Origin of the sequence: Neisseria dentiae, from assembly GCF_024580525.1 — a bacterium.
Classification (GTDB): domain Bacteria; phylum Pseudomonadota; class Gammaproteobacteria; order Burkholderiales; family Neisseriaceae; genus Neisseria; species Neisseria dentiae_A.
In genome coordinates, this window is sequence record NZ_JANIKQ010000020.1 from 1 (window position 1) to 17,823 (window position 17,823).

13 protein-coding genes are annotated in these 17,823 nt (G+C 57.7%); 3 read left to right on the forward strand and 10 right to left on the reverse strand.

The window, feature by feature from the left end; genetic code table 11:
* Positions 1-2,138 (forward strand): YadA family autotransporter adhesin (locus NQ012_RS10965; RefSeq protein WP_257067625.1); only part of this gene is annotated, 2,138 nt, incomplete at its 5' end.
* A 56-nt stretch (positions 2,139-2,194) separates the two neighbouring features.
* Positions 2,195-2,689 carry an outer membrane protein assembly factor BamE gene (locus NQ012_RS10970; RefSeq protein ID WP_257067626.1) on the forward strand — a complete coding sequence of 165 codons (495 nt, stop codon included), beginning with the start codon at positions 2,195-2,197 and terminating at the stop codon, positions 2,687-2,689.
* 250 nt (positions 2,690-2,939) lie between these two features.
* On the opposite strand, the gene pyk is transcribed toward NQ012_RS10970, so the two are convergent.
* The 10 genes from pyk to NQ012_RS11020 all read right to left on the reverse strand — a co-directional run bounded on the left by pyk (position 2,940) and on the right by NQ012_RS11020 (position 15,007).
* Positions 2,940-4,412, reverse strand: a complete 1,473-nt coding sequence (gene pyk / locus NQ012_RS10975) for a pyruvate kinase (protein ID WP_257067627.1) — start codon at positions 4,410-4,412, stop codon at positions 2,940-2,942.
* A 315-nt stretch (positions 4,413-4,727) separates the two neighbouring features.
* Positions 4,728-5,264 carry a Spy/CpxP family protein refolding chaperone gene (locus NQ012_RS10980; protein ID WP_257067628.1) on the reverse strand — a complete coding sequence of 179 codons (537 nt, stop codon included), beginning with the start codon at positions 5,262-5,264 and terminating at the stop codon, positions 4,728-4,730.
* Between the two features lie 185 nt (positions 5,265-5,449).
* The gene (locus tag NQ012_RS10985; protein WP_257067629.1) at positions 5,450-5,662 is read right to left on the reverse strand and encodes a hypothetical protein; all 213 of its coding nucleotides are present in this window, start codon (positions 5,660-5,662) and stop codon (positions 5,450-5,452) included.
* Between the two features lie 32 nt (positions 5,663-5,694).
* Entirely contained in the window at positions 5,695-6,693 is a 999-nt protein-coding gene (oppF, locus tag NQ012_RS10990; RefSeq protein WP_257067630.1) for a murein tripeptide/oligopeptide ABC transporter ATP binding protein OppF, read from the reverse strand.
* Positions 6,690-7,673, reverse strand: a complete 984-nt coding sequence (locus NQ012_RS10995; RefSeq protein WP_257067631.1) for an ABC transporter ATP-binding protein — start codon at positions 7,671-7,673, stop codon at positions 6,690-6,692. Before NQ012_RS10995 ends, oppF begins: the two co-directional genes overlap by 4 nt.
* Positions 7,674-7,749: 76 nt before the next feature.
* Positions 7,750-8,658, reverse strand: coding sequence for an oligopeptide ABC transporter permease OppC (gene oppC / locus NQ012_RS11000; protein WP_257067632.1), 909 nt, complete (start codon positions 8,656-8,658; stop codon positions 7,750-7,752).
* Positions 8,659-8,801: 143 nt separating this feature from the next.
* Positions 8,802-9,722, reverse strand: coding sequence for an oligopeptide ABC transporter permease OppB (oppB, locus tag NQ012_RS11005; protein ID WP_257067633.1), 921 nt, complete (start codon positions 9,720-9,722; stop codon positions 8,802-8,804).
* Between the two features lie 175 nt (positions 9,723-9,897).
* Positions 9,898-11,565: an ABC transporter substrate-binding protein gene (locus NQ012_RS11010; RefSeq protein WP_257067634.1), complete on the reverse strand. Its 1,668-nt coding sequence runs from the start codon at positions 11,563-11,565 to the stop codon at positions 9,898-9,900.
* A gap of 122 nt (positions 11,566-11,687) precedes the next feature.
* Entirely contained in the window at positions 11,688-14,384 is a 2,697-nt protein-coding gene (gene glnE, locus NQ012_RS11015; RefSeq protein ID WP_257067636.1) for a bifunctional [glutamate--ammonia ligase]-adenylyl-L-tyrosine phosphorylase/[glutamate--ammonia-ligase] adenylyltransferase, read from the reverse strand.
* A gap of 80 nt (positions 14,385-14,464) precedes the next feature.
* Entirely contained in the window at positions 14,465-15,007 is a 543-nt protein-coding gene (locus tag NQ012_RS11020; protein ID WP_257067637.1) for an isochorismatase family protein, read from the reverse strand.
* 378 nt (positions 15,008-15,385) lie between these two features.
* On the opposite strand from NQ012_RS11020, the gene pgaA reads away from it, so the two are divergent.
* Positions 15,386-17,791, forward strand: coding sequence for a poly-beta-1,6 N-acetyl-D-glucosamine export porin PgaA (gene pgaA, locus NQ012_RS11025; protein WP_257067638.1), 2,406 nt, complete (start codon positions 15,386-15,388; stop codon positions 17,789-17,791).
* Positions 17,792-17,823: the final 32 nt, after the last annotated feature.

Consider the following 17,823-nt stretch of genomic DNA (forward strand, 5'->3'; position numbering starts at 1 on the left):
GCGGCCTCAAAGCAGGTGATGTGAACATCACTTCGTCAGGTATTGACGCAGGTAACACGCAAATCAGCGGAGTGAAAGCCGGTGAGCAAGACACCGATGCCGCCAACGTAGCCCAACTGAAAGCCGCCGCCGCCGCATCTGCCAACAAAGTGGCAGCAGGCGACAACATCGAAGTGGCCGAAACGAAGAATACCGACGGCAGCACCACCTACACCGTAGCCACGGCCAAAGAAGTTAGCTTCAACAGCGTAACCGCAGGTACGGGAGCCAACCGCGTGGTATTGGATGATGCAGGCGTGAGCGTAGGCGGCAACACCTACATCAGCGGCAACGGCATCAACGCCAACAACCAAAAAGTGACCAATGTGGCTTCGGGCAACGTGGCCGCAGGCAGCACCGATGCGGTTAACGGTGGCCAGCTGCACAACACCGCCGCTTCCGTGGCCAACGTGTTCGGCGGCAACGCCACGGTTAACCCCGACGGCAGCGTGAGCATGAGCAATATTGGCGGTACGGGCGCGAACAACGTGAACGATGCCATCGCAGCGGTGAACCAGGCGGCGGTTGAAGCCAAAACCACCGTGAGCGCAGGCGACAACATTGTGGTGGCGCAAAGCACCAATGCCGACGGCAGCACCAACTACACCGTTTCAACCGCTAAAGATTTGGCGGTGGACAGCGTGAAAGCCGGTGATACCGTGCTGAACGGCAACGGCCTGAGTATCGCCAACGGCCCGAGTATTACCGCAGGCGGTTTGGATATGGGCGGCAAGAAAATCACCAACGTAGCCGACGGTGAAATTTCCGCCACCAGCAAAGATGCCATTAACGGCAGCCAGCTGTATCAAGCTTACCAAGTGCTGGGCGGCAATGCCAACGCCATTAACACCATCACGGCTCCGGCTACTGAAAATGCTGACGGCACCACCACGCCGGCCGGCACCGTAGTTACCGTGGTAACCAACCCCGACGGCACGAAGACGACCACTACCGAAACCAACCAAACCGTGGCGGTTTCAACCGATAAGGGCGGCAACCAATACACGCTGACCACCTATAACGTGGAAGGTCAAAACACTTACGTTACCAACGACGTGATTCAAGCCGTGGGCAAGATGAACGAGCAAGGCATCAAGTTCTTCCACACCAATGATGGTGTAGTGGAGCCTGTGGCACAAGGCCACAACACCGAAGATTCCAGCGCTTCGGGCGCATATGCCACAGCCATCGGTTACCAATCGGTAGCCAGCGGCGAAGGTGCGGTGGCAATGGGTAACACCTATACCGCATCCACTCAGGTTGACGGCGCGCAAGTAACCGAAGTGAAAGATGCCGGCGGCAACGTAACCGGTTACGCACAGAGCACCGTAGCCAGCGGCACCCGTGCCATTGCGATGGGCACAGGCTCGCAAGCACTGGCTGAAGACAGCATCGCCATCGGTACCGGCAACGTGGTCAGCGGTAAGAACTCCGGCGCCATCGGCGACCCGACCGTAGTTACCGGCGACAGCGCTTACTCCATCGGTAACAACAACACGGTTTCCGCCGACAATGCCTACGCATTGGGCAGCAATATCAAGGCTACTTTGGCGAATTCCGTGTACTTGGGCGATAACGCTTCGGCAACCGCCGTACACACCACCGCCGGCGGCGGCAACTACACCTTCGCGGGTGCCAATGATGCCAACGTGGCCGGTGTGGAAGACGTGGTCGGTGTGGTGAGCGTGGGTACCGAAGGCGAAACCCGCCAGATCCAAAATGTGGCCGCAGGCGTGGTGTCCGCCACATCAACCGATGCCATTAACGGCAGCCAGTTGCACTACACCAACGAAGCCATCAACAACGTGGCCAACTACACGGTGAACATGGGCAACCAGCTCAACCAGCGCATCGACGATGTGGAAAACCGCTCGAACGCAGGTGCAGCCACAGCCATGGCCGTAGCCGGCCTGCCGCAGGCTTATATGCCCGGTAAGAGCATGGTGGCCGTAGCAGGCGGCGTATATCGCGGCGAGAGCGGCTATGCCGTGGGTTATTCCAGCATTTCCGACAACGGCAACTGGGTAATCAAAGGTTCCGCCACCGGCAACTCGCGCGGCCACTACGGTGCCACCGCAGGTGTAGGTTATCAATGGTAACAAGGCTTTCAGACGGCCTGTTGGTGCAGGCCGTCTGAAACAACAAGGAAAACGATATGAAAATAAAAACCATCATTCAGGCGGGCGCAAGCCTGCTGCTGGCGGCGGCTTTGTCGGCCTGCGCCACCAAAAGCAACGTGAGCAGGGACGGCACCACCGACAACCCCGTGTGGCCGAAACTGAGCAAAGTATCCCCTTCGTTTGCCCATAACCGCGGCACCTTCCCCACCGCCGACGAATTGAGCAAAATCAAAGCAGGCATGACCAAAGACGAGTTCTACAAACTTCTCGGCCGCCCGCACTTTAACGAAGGTATGTTCAACGTGCGCGAATGGGATTATGTGTTCCACTTCCACACCCCGGGGCAGGGCACAAACGACGTAACCACCTGTCAGTTCAAAATCATTTACGACAGCAAAAAATACGCCCGCAGCTTCCATTGGAAAGCCGTCGATCCCGAAACTGCTTCCTGCCCCGTTGCGGAGCCGCAACCCGAACCGCAAATTATTGTGCGTGAAGTAGAAACCTCCAACAAGCGCATCCGCCAGTAAGTTCGGGTAAGGCGTTTGAAACGTTAAAGGCCGTCTGAAAAAATATTTTCAGACGGCCTTTTATGTTGCACAGCCTGAGACCTTTGCAAAAAAGCCGTTTTAATCCTGAATGTATGATATTTTGTCATACCCGGGCTTGATCCGAGTATCTCTTTTTCTTCTAAAACAAAAAGATACCCGGGTCAAGCCCGGGTATGACGCAGAGGTTTTAAGATGCTGAAACGAATTTTGCAAAGGTCTCAGGCCGTTATCAACCGCGCACGGTGAAGATTTGCAGCATATTGGTAGAGCCGGTTTCGCGCATACGCGAGCCGCTGGTGATGATGTATTGGTCGCCGGCTTCGAGCACCTTGAGGTTAACCAGCATGGTTTCCACTTCGTTAATCGCTGTATCGTGGTCGGTGCTGGTGGAGATGATCAGCGGGCGCACGCCACGGTACATCGCCATACGGCGTTGTGCCGACTGGCTGGGCGTGAGTGCATAAATCGGCAGTTGGATGCTGTGGCGGCTGATTTCAAACGCGGTGGAGCCGCTTTCGGTTAGGGCCACGATGGCTTTGGCGTTTACCGCACGGGCAACGTTTACGGCTCCGCCGGCAATCGCCAGATTGTTGCTCACAGGTTCTTCTATATGCTCTTCGCTCACGCCGTTGAGCGAATCCTGCTCGGCTTCGGCAGAGGCGCAGATCAGGGCCATATAGCGCACGGTTTCAAACGGATAAGCGCCTACGGCGGTTTCGGCGGAACACATCACAGCATCGGTGCCGTCGAGCACGGCGTTGGCCACGTCGCTCACTTCGGCGCGGGTGGGCACGGGGTTGGTGATCATGCTTTCCATCATTTGCGTGGCGGTGATGCTGAAACGGCGCAGCTCGCGGGCGCGGCGTATCATGCGTTTTTGCAGGGCGGGCACGGCGGCGTTGCCCACTTCCACGGCCAAATCGCCGCGGGCAACCATGATGCCGTCTGAAGCCAGAATGATTTCGTCAAGGTTGGTAATCGCTTCCACGCGCTCGATTTTCGCCACCAGGCCGGGACGGACGGCATTGCTGCCCTGCATTTCGCGTTCGACCAGATCGCGGGCGATTTTCATGTCTTCGCCCGATTTGACGAAGCTCACGGCCAAATAGTCGCAGCCGATGCCGACGGCGGTTTTCAGGTCGCGGAAGTCTTTTTCGGTGAGTGCGCCTGCCGAAAGGCCGCCGCCTTGTTTGTTGATGCCTTTGTTGCTTTTGAGTGTGTGGCTGTTTTGCACGGTGGTAAGGATTTCGCTGCCGTTAACGCTGTCCACAATCAGGGTAAGCAGGCCGTCGTCGAGCAGCAGCACGTCGCCCGCCTTCACGTCTTTGGGCAGATCGCGGTAGTCCAAACCTACGCGGTCGCGGTTGCCTTCGCCTTCCAGTCCGGCATCGAGCAGCAGTTTTTCGCCCGCTTCGAGTTTGATGCTGCCGCCTTCGAGTTTGCCCACGCGGATTTTGGGGCCTTGCAAATCGGCCATAATCGCCACTTCGCGGCCGGCCAGTTTGGCGGCTTCGCGCACGATGCGGGCGTTTTCCTGATGGAATTCAGGGGTGCCGTGGCTGAAGTTGAAGCGCACAACGTTTAATCCGCCGATGGCAATCATGTCTTTGAGCAAATCGACGTTGTTGCTGCCCGGGCCGAGTGTGGCCACGATTTTGGTGTTATGGCGGATACGGGTTAGGTCGCGTTTGGAAGCACTCATGGAGGATATCCTTTCGGTTTTTTGGATATTAAAGCTGATACCTTTGCAAAGGCATCAAGGTTATGTTGTTGATTTGAATACTTAGCGTCGGATTGTAACCCGAAAGATATATGCTTGTCGGAAAATTACAGTTTTTTATGATTTAGGCCAAAGATTTTTGGAGAAAACAGGAGGGGGTATTTGAGTGAAAGCCTTTTAAAGCTTAGGCTTGTTTTTTCAATTATTTGTTTTAAAATTAAAAAAAGATAATGTTTTATCAATCTGAGGCCGTCTGAAATATTATTTCAGACGGCCTTTTCTGCGGTTGGCTAACGCTTATTGTGCGGGAGCCTGGCGTTGCGGGCGCTGTTTGCCGTTGCCGCGATCGTTTTGTTTTTCCAGCCATTTTTGCTGTTGTTCGGGTGTCAGCACTTGGAACACGGCGTGGCGTTTTTTCAATTGCTGCAATTCAAACTCGGCGCGCTGGCGGCGTTGCTCTTCCATGCCCTGTTCGCGCTGGGCGATGAGGTTGCGCGCGGCAGCTTCGTCGAAGGCAGGGTTTTTCATCAGGTTCTGCTCGGCGGCACGGTAATTTTCCATTTGCCGGCGGTGGGCTTCGCGGCGGTTGTCATCAGGTTGTTGTGCGCGGTTGTCGCGGCCTTCTTCCATGATGGCGCGGATTTTGGTTTTTTGTTCTTCAGTGAGGTTTAAATCTTTGAAACCGCGCTCCATGCCGCCTTTGCGGAATTCTTTGCCGGCGTGTCCGCGGCCGTCGCGATCGTGTTTGGGGCCGCGGTCAGACGAACAGGCGGCCAGGGAAAGGGCGGAAACGCCGATTAAAAGGGCGGTGGTTAATGCGGGGGCTTTTTTCATTTTTTGTCCTTCAGTCTTGTGTTCAAGAGTAAGCGTGAAAATCCGAGGGCTTTGCCGGTGTGCGGCGGAAAGATGCTCTGCCGTACAACCGCCGCCATGATAGCGGTTCGGTTTGTTAATACGGGTGGCAGTTGCGTAAATTATATAGCGAAAAAAATTTATTTCTGCCATGGCGTTGCAGCGCCTTAGCTCAAAGAGAACGATTTTGTAAGCCGCTGAAGCGGCAACAGAATCGGTTCCGTACTATTTGTACTGTCTGCGGCTTGCTGCCTTGTGGCAAAAATAATTTTTTCCGCTACATTTTCCCGAATGTTGCCGTTTGGGTGGAAACGGCGGCGGGTGCGGTGTTTAAAGCGGTTTGCGGTAACGATTGTTGAAAAAAAGCGGTGGTTTTGCAAAGGCAGCCGTTAGGGTCAATTGTCAACAGCCCTTAGCGTGCGTTTTCCCGCGCTGCGCCGTTTTTCAAACAGGCGGCGAAGTGGCTGCCGTTGCCCCTCCGTTCGGGTTTGGTTTCTGCGCAGGCGTCGTCGGCCTGCGGGCAGCGGGTGCGGAACACGCAGCCGGAGGGCGGGTTGATGGGGCTGGGCAGGTCGCCGGGCAGAAGCTGTATGGTTTTGCTGCGCTCGGCCTCGGGGTCGGGCAGGGGCACGGCAGACATCAGGGCTTGCGTGTAAGGGTGGGCGGGGCGGTCGTACACTTCGTCGTAGCGGCCGAGTTCTACGGCATTGCCCAGATACATTACCAATACGCGGTCGGATATGTGTTTGACCACGGCCAAATCGTGGGCGATGAAAATCAGCGTCAGCCCCATTTCTTTTTGCAGGCTTTTGAGCAGGTTGACCACTTGCGCTTGAATGGACACGTCGAGCGCCGATACGGGTTCGTCGCAAATCACCAGCTTGGGCTTGAGAATCAGGGCGCGGGCAATGCCGATGCGTTGGCATTGGCCGCCTGAAAATTCGTGCGGGTAGCGGTTGATGAGGTTGGGCAGCAGGCCGACTTTCATCATCATTTCTTTAACCTGCGCTTCGATTTCGCTTTTTTTGAGCTTGGGAAAGTAGGTTTTCAGCGGCTCGGCGATGATTTCGCCTATGGTCATGCGCGGGTTGAGCGAGGCCAGCGGGTCTTGGAAGATCATTTGGATTTCGCGCCGTTTGTCGCGCAGGGCTTTGGCGGAAAGGCCGGTTAGCTCGCCGCCCTGCCATAAAATGCTGCCGCCGTTGGTTTTGACCAAACCGATGATGGCGCGGGCGAGGGTGGATTTGCCGCAGCCCGATTCGCCCACGATGCCCAGCGTTTCGCCTTCGGCCAGGTCGAACGAGATGCCGTTAACGGCTTTGAGGGCGGCGGGTTTCTGCCAAAAGGCGGCGTTGCCGCGCTTGACGTTGAAGCTGACCTGCACGTTGCGTACAGACAATAAGCTCGTCATGATTGTGCTCCTTGCAGGGTTTCAGACGGCCTGTGGCAGGCGCGGCGGCGGTTGGGGGCAAAGGTTTCCAACGGCGGTTCGCTGCGGCAGGCTTCGTCGGCGTGGCGGCAGCGTTCCTGAAACGGGCAGCCTTGGGGCAGGTTGCTGAGGTTGGGCGGGTTGCCGGGAATGGTGGGCAGGGTTTCCCGTTTGCCGTCCAATCTGGGCACCGCACCGAGCAGGCCGACGGTGTAGGGGTGGGCGGGGCGGTAGAAAATATCGTTAACGCTGCCGTATTCCATGGTGCGGCCGGCATACATCACCAAAACGTGGTCGCAGATGCCGGCCACCACGCCCAAATCGTGGGTAATCATGATGATGGTGGTGCCGAAATCGTGCTTTAACTCGTTAAGCAGCGCCATAATCTGCGCCTGCACGGTAACGTCGAGCGCGGTGGTGGGTTCGTCGGCAATCAAGAGTTTGGGGCGGCACAGCAGGGCCATGGCAATCATCACGCGCTGGCGCATTCCGCCGGAAAATTCGTGCGGATACATATTGATGCGCTTTTTGGCTTCGGGGATTTTCACGGCATCGAGCATACGCACCGATTCCGCCCACGCTTCGGCTTTGCCCATGCCTTTGTGCAGGCACAGCACTTCGGCGAGCTGGCTGCCCACCCGCATATAGGGGTTGAGCGAGGTCATCGGGTCTTGGAAAATCATGGCGATTTGCTCGGCGCGGATTTTGTTTAATTCTTTTTCGGGCAGCCCCAGAATCTCGCGCCCGTTAAACAGCGCCGATCCTTGCACACTGCCGTTTTTCGCCAACAGCCCCATCACGGCAAACGCGGTTTGCGATTTGCCCGAGCCGGATTCGCCCACGATGCCCAGCGTTTCGCCTTCGTGCAGGTCGAAATTGAGTTTGTTGACGGCGGTTACCGTGCCGTCTTCGGTGTGAAAGTGCACTTCGAGATCGCGCACTTGCAGTAAAGGTGTGGTCATTCGGGTTTCCTTTTCAGACGGCCTTTTAATATGAACAGGCCGTCTGAAAACATCTTTTAATTTTAATGTTTTACTGTTATCTGTCTTTCGGGTCGAGCGCGTCGCGCAGGCCGTCGCCGATAAAGTTGAAGCAAAAGAGCGTTACCACCAGAAACACGGCGGGCACGAGAAGCTGCCACGGCGCCACCTGCATGGTGTTGGCGCCGTCTTGCAGCATCGCGCCCCAGCTTGTCATCGGTTCCTGCACGCCGAGGCCGAGAAAGCTCAAAAATGATTCGAACAGAATCATGCCGGGCACCAGCAGCGAGGCATACACCACCACCACGCCCAACACGTTGGGCACGATGTAGCGGAACACGATGCGGGTGTCGGAAACGCCGCCCACATGGGCCGCTTCGATAAATTCTTTGCGTTTCAGGCTCAAGGTTTGGCCGCGCACGATCCGCGCCACATCAAGCCACGACACCATGCCGATGGCCACGAAGATAAAGCCCAGATTACGGCCGAAAAACGTAACCAGCAGAATCACGAAAAACATAAACGGAAAGGCGTTGAGAATTTCGAGAAAACGCATCATCAGCATATCGGTTTTGCCGCCGAAAAAACCCGAAACCGCACCGTAGGCCACGCCGATAACCACCGCCACCAATGCGCCGGCCGCGCCCACCATCAGCGAAATGCGCCCGCCGACGGCCACGCGCGCGAGCAAATCGCGCCCCAGCGAATCGGTACCGAAATAGTGTTTGTTTTCAAACGACGGCGCGGTTTGCATGGCGCCCCAGTCGGTGTGGTCGTAGGCAAACGGCGCCAGCATGGGGGCGAACACCACAAACGCGCAAACGGCGAGCAGAATCAGGCCGCTGGCTAGCGCGGCACGGTTGCGGCGGAAGCGGCGCCAGGCATCTTGCCACAGGCTGCGGCCTTTGACGTCGGCGGGGCCGAGGGCTGCGGCCAGCGCCGCTGCCGGTTTTTTATTGATGAGCATAAGGTGTCTCTTTGCTTAAAGCGTTTCGCTATAAATGTTTTCAGACGGCCTTGAAGGCATTTTGCAAAGGTTGCAGGCCGTCTGAAAACATTTTTGAATGTTGTAAAGGTTTCTGCCTGCGTGATGCCAACGGGGCGCTTCGGCTAATAGCGTATTTTCGGGTCGATAACCGCATAAAGAATATCCACCACGGCGTTGAACACGATGGTTAACACGCCCACCAGAATCGTGAGGCTCAACACCATGCCGTAATCGCGGTTGAGCGCGCCGTTTACAAACAGCTGGCCGATGCCGGGCAGGCCGAAGATGGTTTCGATCACAATCGCGCCGGTGATGATGCCCACGAAAGCGGGGCCGAGATAGGAAATCACCGGCAACAGCGCGGGGCGCAGGGCGTGCCGCCACACGATGTAGCGGGTGGAAAGCCCTTTGGCGCGGGCGGTGCGGATAAACGGGCTGTTCATCACCTCGATCATCGAGCCGCGCGTAATCCTTGCGATGCTGGAAACATAAGCCATGGCAAGTGCCGCCACCGGCAGGATCATATTGGCGGCCGCGCCGTTGTTCCAGCCGCCGGCGGGCAGCCATTTGAGCCAGATGGCGAAAACCAGCACTAGCAGCGGGGCTTTCACGAAGCTCGGCACCACCACGCCGGTCATAGCGGCGCCCATAGTGAGATAGTCGAGCCAGGTGTTTTGCTTCAGCGCCGCCAGCACGCCCAGCATGATGCCGAGCAGCAGCGCCACGGCGAAGGCATACAGGCCGATTTCGAGCGACACGGGAAACGCCTGCGCGAGCAGTTCGTTAACCGTGTAGTCTTTGTATTTGAACGAAGGGCCGAAGTCGCCCTGCGCCAGTTGTTTGAGATAGTTGAGATATTGCAGCCAGATCGGGTCGTTGAGATGGTATTTGGCTTCGATATTGGCCAATACCGCAGGCGGCAGGTTGCGCTCGCCGGTAAACGGGCTGCCCGGTGCGAGCCGCATCATGAAAAACGATACGGTAATCAGCACAAACAGCGTGGGTATGGCTTCGAGCACGCGGCGGAAAATAAATTTGAGCATGGTAGCCTTTTTGGCGGGTGTTGTGTTTTGCGGATGGCGGTTTCAGACGGCCTTTAAGGTATTTTTGCAAGGTTGCAGCCTGTTGTTTTAGGCCGTCTGAAATGCAGGCCGCGCGCTTGTTCGGGTGTTGCGGCAAAAGATGGCAACGCCGTTTTTATTGTGTTTTTCAGACGGCCTAATGCTTGAGGATTTTCCAGTTTTTAATCTGCCAGTTGTCCATCGGGTCTTTCACCGAATAGCCGGCCACATAAGGTTTGACCAAACGGGCGTTAACGTAGTGAAACACAAACACGGTGGCGGCGTCTTTATCCATCGCGGCTTCGGCCTGTTTATAGAGATTGGCGCGCGCTTCGGGCGATACGCCGGCGGCCAGCGTCTGCTTCATCAGGCCGTCGAACTCGGCGCTCTTGTATTTGCCGTAGTTGCTGCTGTTGTCGGATTTGAACGTGTTTAAGAAAGTGGAGGCTTCGTTGTAGTCGGCGCACCAGCCGCCGCGCGCCATCTGTTGGCGCTGGTTGCGGCGCGTGTCGAGATAGGTTTTCCATTCTTGGTTGACCAGGTTCACATTCACGAAACCCAGCGCTTCTTTCCACAAGGCCGCAGCGGCCACGGCGTTTTTCTTGTGGTTTTCGTTGGTGTTGTAGAGCAGCTCGAACGTGAGCGGTTTGGCGGTGCTGTAACCCGCTTCGGCCAGCAGTTTTTTCGCTTCTTCGATGCGTTTGGCTTTATCCCACGCTTTCCATTCGGGCGTAAACTGCTCCATGCCCTGCGTGGCAGGCGGCGTGAACTGATAGGCCACGGTTTCGCCCCGGCCGACCACTTTGTCTACCAGCGTATCGCGGTCGAGCGAAAGTTGCAGGGCCTTGCGCACTTTGGGGTTGTCGAACGGCGGTTTGGTGTGGTTGAACTCGTAATAATAGGAGCAAAGATAGGGCGCCACTTTCATCTGTTCCCCCATTTCCTGTTGCAGCGTTTTGAACTGCTCGGTGGGGATATCGTTGTAGGTTACGTCGATTTCGCCCGCTTTGAAGCGGCTGATGTCGGTGGGCGGCGAGGGAATCGGCAGCAGCACGGCACGGTTGATGGTGGTGTTGGCATCGTCGTAATAGGCGCTGTTGCGTTCGAGCGTGATTTGGCTGTTTACATCCCAGGCGGCCAGCTTGTAGGGGCCGTTAACCACGATATTGGCGGGCGATGTCCATTTTTCGCCGAACTTTTCCACAGTGGCGGGGTGAACGGGTTTAACCGAAGTGTGAATCAGCACGTCGGGCAGATAAGGCACGGGTTCGGTGAGGGTGATTTCCAGCGTTTTCGGGTCGACGGCCTTAACGCCCAGCGTTTCGGGCTTGGCTTTGCCTTCGAGAATTTCGGCGGCGTTGGCCACTTTCACGTCGGCCAGATAGCTGGCATAGGGCGAGGCGGTGGCCGGATCGGTTACGCGGCGCATACTGTAAACGAAATCTTCGGCGGTAACGGGGTCGCCGTTGCTCCATTTGGCATCGCGCAGTTTGAAGGTCCAAACTTTATTGTCGGCGCTTTCCCACGATTCGGCTATACCCGGCGCGGTGTTGCCGTCGTTGTCGGTGGTGGTCAGCCCCACAAACATCTGGCGCAGGGCGTTGGATTCTGGCACGCCCGATACTTTGTGCGGGTCGAGCGATTCCGGCTCGGCGCCGTTGTTGATAACGATTTCCTGTTTGTCGGCCAACTCGGAAGATTGGGTTTCAGACGGCTTGCCGGCAGAAGAACCCGATCCGTTTCCGCCGCCGCAGGCCGCCAGGCCGAATGCAGCCGATAAGGCCAATAATAGGGGAAGGGTTTTGCGGGCGGGATAGGGCTGCATGATGTTTCTCCTGTTGGCGGCAAAGCCGCGTGGTTAGACGGTTTCGGCACTATTCTTTGCAATAATGCGAATAAGTGTCAAGCTGTTTTTACAATGCCGGATTGTAAACAATCCGGCATTTTTCAGACGGCCTCGGAACGCGCATCTTCGCCGAACACCTGCCGCCACAGGCTGCGTACGCTTTGGTAGTGGTTGAGCAGCTCGGGGGTGAGGTGGACTTTGTCGGCGTCGCGCAGTTTGGTGTTATGCTGCTGCTGGCGGTAGAAGCGGTAGGCGGTACGGCTTTGCTCTGCCAGGGTTTTATCGATCAGACCGCAGTCGGCGGAGATGTTCAGCAGGGCGATGTTGCCGTAGTTGTCGAGCAGTTCGGGGTGTTGGTGCGAATGCGCCAGAATCAGATACTGCACGATGAATTCCACATCGACCACGCCGCCGCGGGCGTATTTGACGTCGCTGTCGGCAGGCGGGTGGGTGGGGAACATTTTTTCGCGCATGGCGATAATTTCGCGGGCGAGTTCGATGGTGTCGCGCGGTTGGGTGAGCACTTGTTGGCGCACGCGGTCGAAAAAGGCGCCGATTGCGCTGCTGCCGCAGATGAAGCGGGCGCGGGTGAGGGATTGGTGTTCCCATGTCCACGCGCTTTCGTGCTGGTATTTTTCAAAGGCGGCGGTGCTGTGGGCGAGAAAGCCGGCGTCGCCGTTGGGGCGCAGGCGCAAATCGACATCATAAAGCGTGCCGGCGCCGGTGGCGGCGGAAAGCCAGTTGGTGAGGCGGCGCACGAAACGGCCGTAGATGTCGGGCGCGTCGGGGTGCGGGTCGTCGTAGAGATAGACTAAATCGAGGTCGGAGGAATAGCCCAGCTCTTTGCCGCCGAGTTTGCCGTAGCCGATAACGGCGATGTTGGGGGTGGCGGTGTGGGTTTTGGGGGTGTCGGCCCACACGGCGGGCAGGGCGGCGGCGAGTATGGTGTCGGCCAGGGCGGAAAGTTGGTCGGATAAGGCTTCAACCGTCCACAATCCGGCCAAATCCTGCACGGCGAGGCGGAATACTTGGGTGTGCTGGAAGTGGCGCAGAATGTCCATCTGCGCTTCGGTGTCGCCTTCGGCGTTGGCGAGGCCGTCTGAAAGTTCGGCGGCGAGTGCGGGCCAGTTGTGTTCGGTTTCCATTAACTGCGCGCTCAAGAGTTCGTCGAGCAGTATCGGGTATTTGCAAAGGTAGGCGGCCACCCACGAGCTTTGGCTCATGATGCCGGCCAGTTGCCGCAAAGCCTGCGGGTGTTCGTTGAGAAAGGCCAGATAGGCCGAACGGCGGCTGACGGTTTCGAGAAAGTCGAGCAGCCGCAGCAGGGTGGCGGTGGGGTTGGTTTGGGCGGCAGCGGCTTCCGCCAAGGGCGGCATCACGGCGTCGAAACGCGGTTGGGCGTGGGCCGAAAGGTGGCGGTATTTGTGGCTGTGGCGCAGTTGCGCGAGCCGTTCGGCCACGGTATCGGCCTCAAAGCCGTGTTCGGCCAGGCAGCTGCGCAGGGTTTCTTCGTCGCCGTTTTCCTGCCACACCCATTGCCAGCTTTCGGCTTTTTGCTGCGGGGTTTCTTCCGGCTCGGCCAGGATTTCGTTGAAGATGGCGTTAACTTGGCTGCGGTGGCGGTTGAGGCCGTCTGAAAAGGCGGCGTAGTCGGCAAAACCCATGCTTTCGGCCAAAAGCTGCTGTTGCTCGGGGTTTTGCGGCAGGGTTTGGGTTTGCTGGTCGTCCCAATATTGCAGACGGTGTTCGACGTCGCGCAAAAAGCGGTAGGCGGCCAGAAGGGTGTCGGCGGTGTGGTGTTCGAGTATGCCGAGGCGGGCGAGTTCGTGCAGGGTTTCCTGCGTGCCTTTCAGTTGCAGGCTGCGGATGCGGCCGCCGCGTATCATTTGGAAAATCTGGGCGACGAATTCGACTTCGCGGATGCCGCCCGCGCCGAGCTTCACGTTGTCGGCCATGCCTTTGCGGCCCACTTCGCTGCGGATTTGGCGGTGCAGGGCGCGCATGGCTTCGTAGGCGTTGAAGTCGAGATATTTACGGAACACGAAAGGCCGTACCACCGAGGCGATGCCGTTAGGGTAGGGTGTAACCACGCGGCCTTTGCACCAGGCATAGCGCTCCCATTCGCGCCCCTGCTGGATTAAATATTGCTCCAGCGCGGTTTCGCTCAACACCAGCGCGCCGGAGTCGCCGTCGGGGCGCAGGCGCATATCGACGCGGAACACCTGGCCGTCGGCGGTGATATCGTTCAAAAGCGTAATCAGCTTCTGGCCGGTTTTGGTGAAAAATTCCTGATTGCCGCGCTCGCGTTTGCCGTCGGTATCGCCTGCTTCGGGGTAAACGAAAATCAGGTCGATGTCGGACGACACGTTCAATTCGTAACCGCCCGCCTTGCCCATCGCCACCACGCTCAGGTGCTGCTGCTCGTGTGTATAGCGGCCGATGGGCGTGCCGTACATATCCTGATAATAGGCATAGGCGAAATCGAGCGCGGTGTTGACGGCAAAATCGGCAAACAGCGTGATGGTGCGGGTAACTTCGGCCAAATCGCTGATGCGGTTGATGTCGCGCACGATAATCTGCGCCATCACATAGCGGCGCAGCAGGCGCAATTGGCGCGCCAGCTCTTCTTCGTTTTCGTCGGCGCGGATTGTTTCCCAATCGGCAAAGGCTTGGAAATCGGCGGTATCGAGCACCTTATCCAGCATGGGGTGCAGGATTTCGGGCTTGAGGTTGCCGTTGTCGAGATGGCGTGCGAGATAGTGGGAATGGCGGCGGGCGTTGGCGATGATGGTTTGCATGGCGGATCGGTTTGTGTGGGGTTGGGAGTCGGCAGGTTACAGGCCGTCTGAAAGAAAGGGTTTCAGACGGCCTGTAACTTTTATTGAATCAGTTTGGACACGGTTTTAAACGCCGGATGTTTGGCGTCGCCCAACAATTGGAACAGCACGCTTTCCATGTTCGACACCACCGCACCGGCCGCGCACATCTGTTCCAGCGCATTGGCTTTATTGGCAGGCGCGCGCGAAGCGGTGCACTCGAACGGCACATACACGCCCAACCCCACCGCGCGCAAATCAAGCACGGTTTGCAGCATACATACATGCGCTTCGGCACCGATCAGTATCACGTTTTCGATATTGCGGCTCTGCAAAAACTGCTGCACTTCGGGTATCAGCGCGGAAAAACGCGTTTTTTCAAACACGGGCGCACCGCCCAGCAAGCCGCCGACAGCGGCAACCGTGTGTCCCAAGCCTTTCGGATACTGCTCGGTGGCCGCAACCGGCACATCTAAAGCCTGCAAGCCTTGCAGCAGCGTGCGGCTGTTTGCCACCATCTCTTCGGCCTGATGGAGCGCGGGGTTGAGGCGCTCCTGAATATCAACCACGATGCAGGCGGTGTTGTCGGGGCGGGGGGAAGTCATCGTATTCTCCTGTTTTTCATTATCGGGTTTTCAGACGGCCTATTATTTACCCGAACGGCGGCAGGGGCAAGGGTGAAGATGATTTAATAAAGCGGGATAATTCTTCTTGCATTCATATTAAATAGAGTTATTACCCGAAAAGTAACAGTTTTATGGGTTTGAATAAGGCCGCCCATAGCCCGATTTGACCGCTAGGCGTGCGCTTAAGCCATCTTTATAGAAGTTGATATAAGCTGCGTCAAAATTTTAAATCGGGTTGATTGTTACGCCCAAATAAATTCCCCTACATTACTAAAACGCTCTGTTACTTCTTCTGTTACTTCTTGTTTGAAACAACTGCATCACGCTTCCGGTGCAGAAACCGTCCCGAATCGAATCATGAGCAGAATCCACAAACTTTCCGTATGCACGGCTGCCGTTTTTGCGTCCATGCCGTTTGCCGCCGCCCAAGACATACAGGCCGAACGCGAGCGCTGGGCGCTTCACGCCCGCGGCGGCGAGGCGCAGCTTACCGAATCGGTGGCGCAGCTGGGCAATCTGTATGCGCAAAGCGGCGATGCCAAAGTGCGCGCCGATTTGATTGCGCTGCTGGTGCGCCAGGGCAAACCGGAAGAAGCATTGGCCGTGTGTGCCGGCTGCGCGCCCGAAAGCTATTCCGCCGACGAATTGGAAAACCTCGCCAAAGCCGCGCGCGACACCAAACAATATCCCCAAGCCGCCGCGCTCTACAGCCAATTGCAGCTTGCCGCACCGCAGCACCAAACCGGTTATCTGGGCAGCACGCTGGTGGCGGTGGACAGCGAAGACTACGCTGCCGCACAGCAGCAGATCGAAGCCTACCGCAAGCGTTTCGGCGAAGATAAAGGTATCCGCGAAGCCGAAGCCTATCTGAAACAGCGCACGCAGCCGCTCACCGGCCGCCTGGCCGAGCAGCAGCGCCTGCATGAAGCCGACCCCGCCAACCGCGACCATGTTTTGCAGCTTTACCGCACCGCCGCCCAATTGCAGCTTTTTCCGCAGCAGGAGCGGCTGATGGCGCAATATCCCGACCAATTTAACGAGCAAGACCGTTTGTGGCTGCAAGCCGCCAAATCCGCCGCGTTGCTGCGCGGCGCACGCCAAACTGCCAATCCGGCGCAAATCCGTGCGGCTTATGCCGGTTTGAGCGAAGTGGCGGATAAAGCGGAAGCGGGCAGCCCGCTGCACACGCAGGCGTTGCGCGACCGCTTGGCCGCCGCCGTGGCTGCGGGCAACGAAAAACAGGCGCTGCGCGACTACCGTGTGTTGGCCGCACAGGGCGAACAGCCCGATTACGTGCAGGACGAATACGCCAAAGCCCTGCTGATGGCCGGCAGCCCGCACCGGGCGCGCAAAGTGCTGCACGGACGCATGAACCGCCAGATGGCGGCGCAGGGCAAGCTCGATCCGGAGCTGGTGGAATTGTTGGTTGAAAGCGATACCGACCTGATGGAGTTCACACAAACTCAGGAGAAAATGAAGCATTGGAATCCGAAAAAATACACGCCCGACTTCACCCACACCGTTGAAGTGGAAAACCCGTATTACGACACCCAATATTTCTGGAACGCCCGCATCGAAGCCTGGAACGGCAATGTGAAAGGCGCGCACAAACTGATGAAAAACTGGCTCGACGAACACCCTGCCGACCCGTGGGCGATGATTCTGGCGGGCGAGCTGTCGCAGATGGACAGCCATGAAGACCGCGCCTTGGCACGATTCGACGGTGCGCGCGAATATTTGGGCGAGCCTAACCAGAAATGGGTGGACGGCAAAGCCGCCGCCGCCCATTTGGCGGCAGGCAACTGGCGGGCGGTAGATGATTTATCCAAAGGGTTGGGCCGCGACGACATCAGCCACAGGGGATTCTGGCAAATTTACGACGAAGAGCGCGCCGCGCGCTTGGAAATCGGCGGCACGGTGATGAAAGCCACGTCGCCCGAAGACGGCACCGAATGGGCGCAAACCGCGAAACTCTACAGCCCGCGCAGCAGCAGCGGCCACCGCGCCTATATTGTGCAGCAGCACAATTATGTGCCCAACCACGGCGAGCCGCTGCGCGCCGGCCGCGTGGGAGCGGGCGCCGAAATCAACCTTTATCCGGTGGTGGTGAATGCCGAAGCAGGGCACGGCACGCAGCTTAACGGCAAAGCCTACGGCACGCTGGGCGCCGACTGGCGCGTGAACGACTTCGTGGGCTTTACCGCCCGCGCGGCCTTCAACAGCGCCAACACGCCTGTGAAAGCCCTGTGGCAAAACGTGTATGCCGATGAATATACCCTGGGGGCGGAATACACCCACTCGGCCGCAACCCGTGCGGGCATAGGCGCGGGCGTGATGAAGTTCGACGACGGCAACACCCGCCAAACCGCCAACGCCTGGCTTTCGCACGATATTTTCCAACACAACCGCTGGAAGCTGGGCGGTTCGCTGTGGGCGGACTACAGCCGCAACAAAGATATTCCGTCTGCCTTCTACTACAACCCCGAAAACAGCAAAACCGTGAGCGGCGAGCTGGCGCTTTCCTACACCCTGCCGTTGGACAACAACGTGAAGCTCGTTCAAACCGCAGGCGGCAGCGTAGGGCGCTACTGGCAGGCCGGCCACCAAGCCGAAAACACTTGGCAGATTAAATACAGGCACGACTGGAGCTTCGGCCGACGCGCCACGCTGGGTTACGAATTCGGCCGCCGCCAAGCCATGTATGACGGCGACCTCGAATATCAAAACTTCGGCGCGGCCAATTTGAGCGTGAAGTTTTACTGATTGACAGAATGGTTTTCAGACGGCCTCACGCT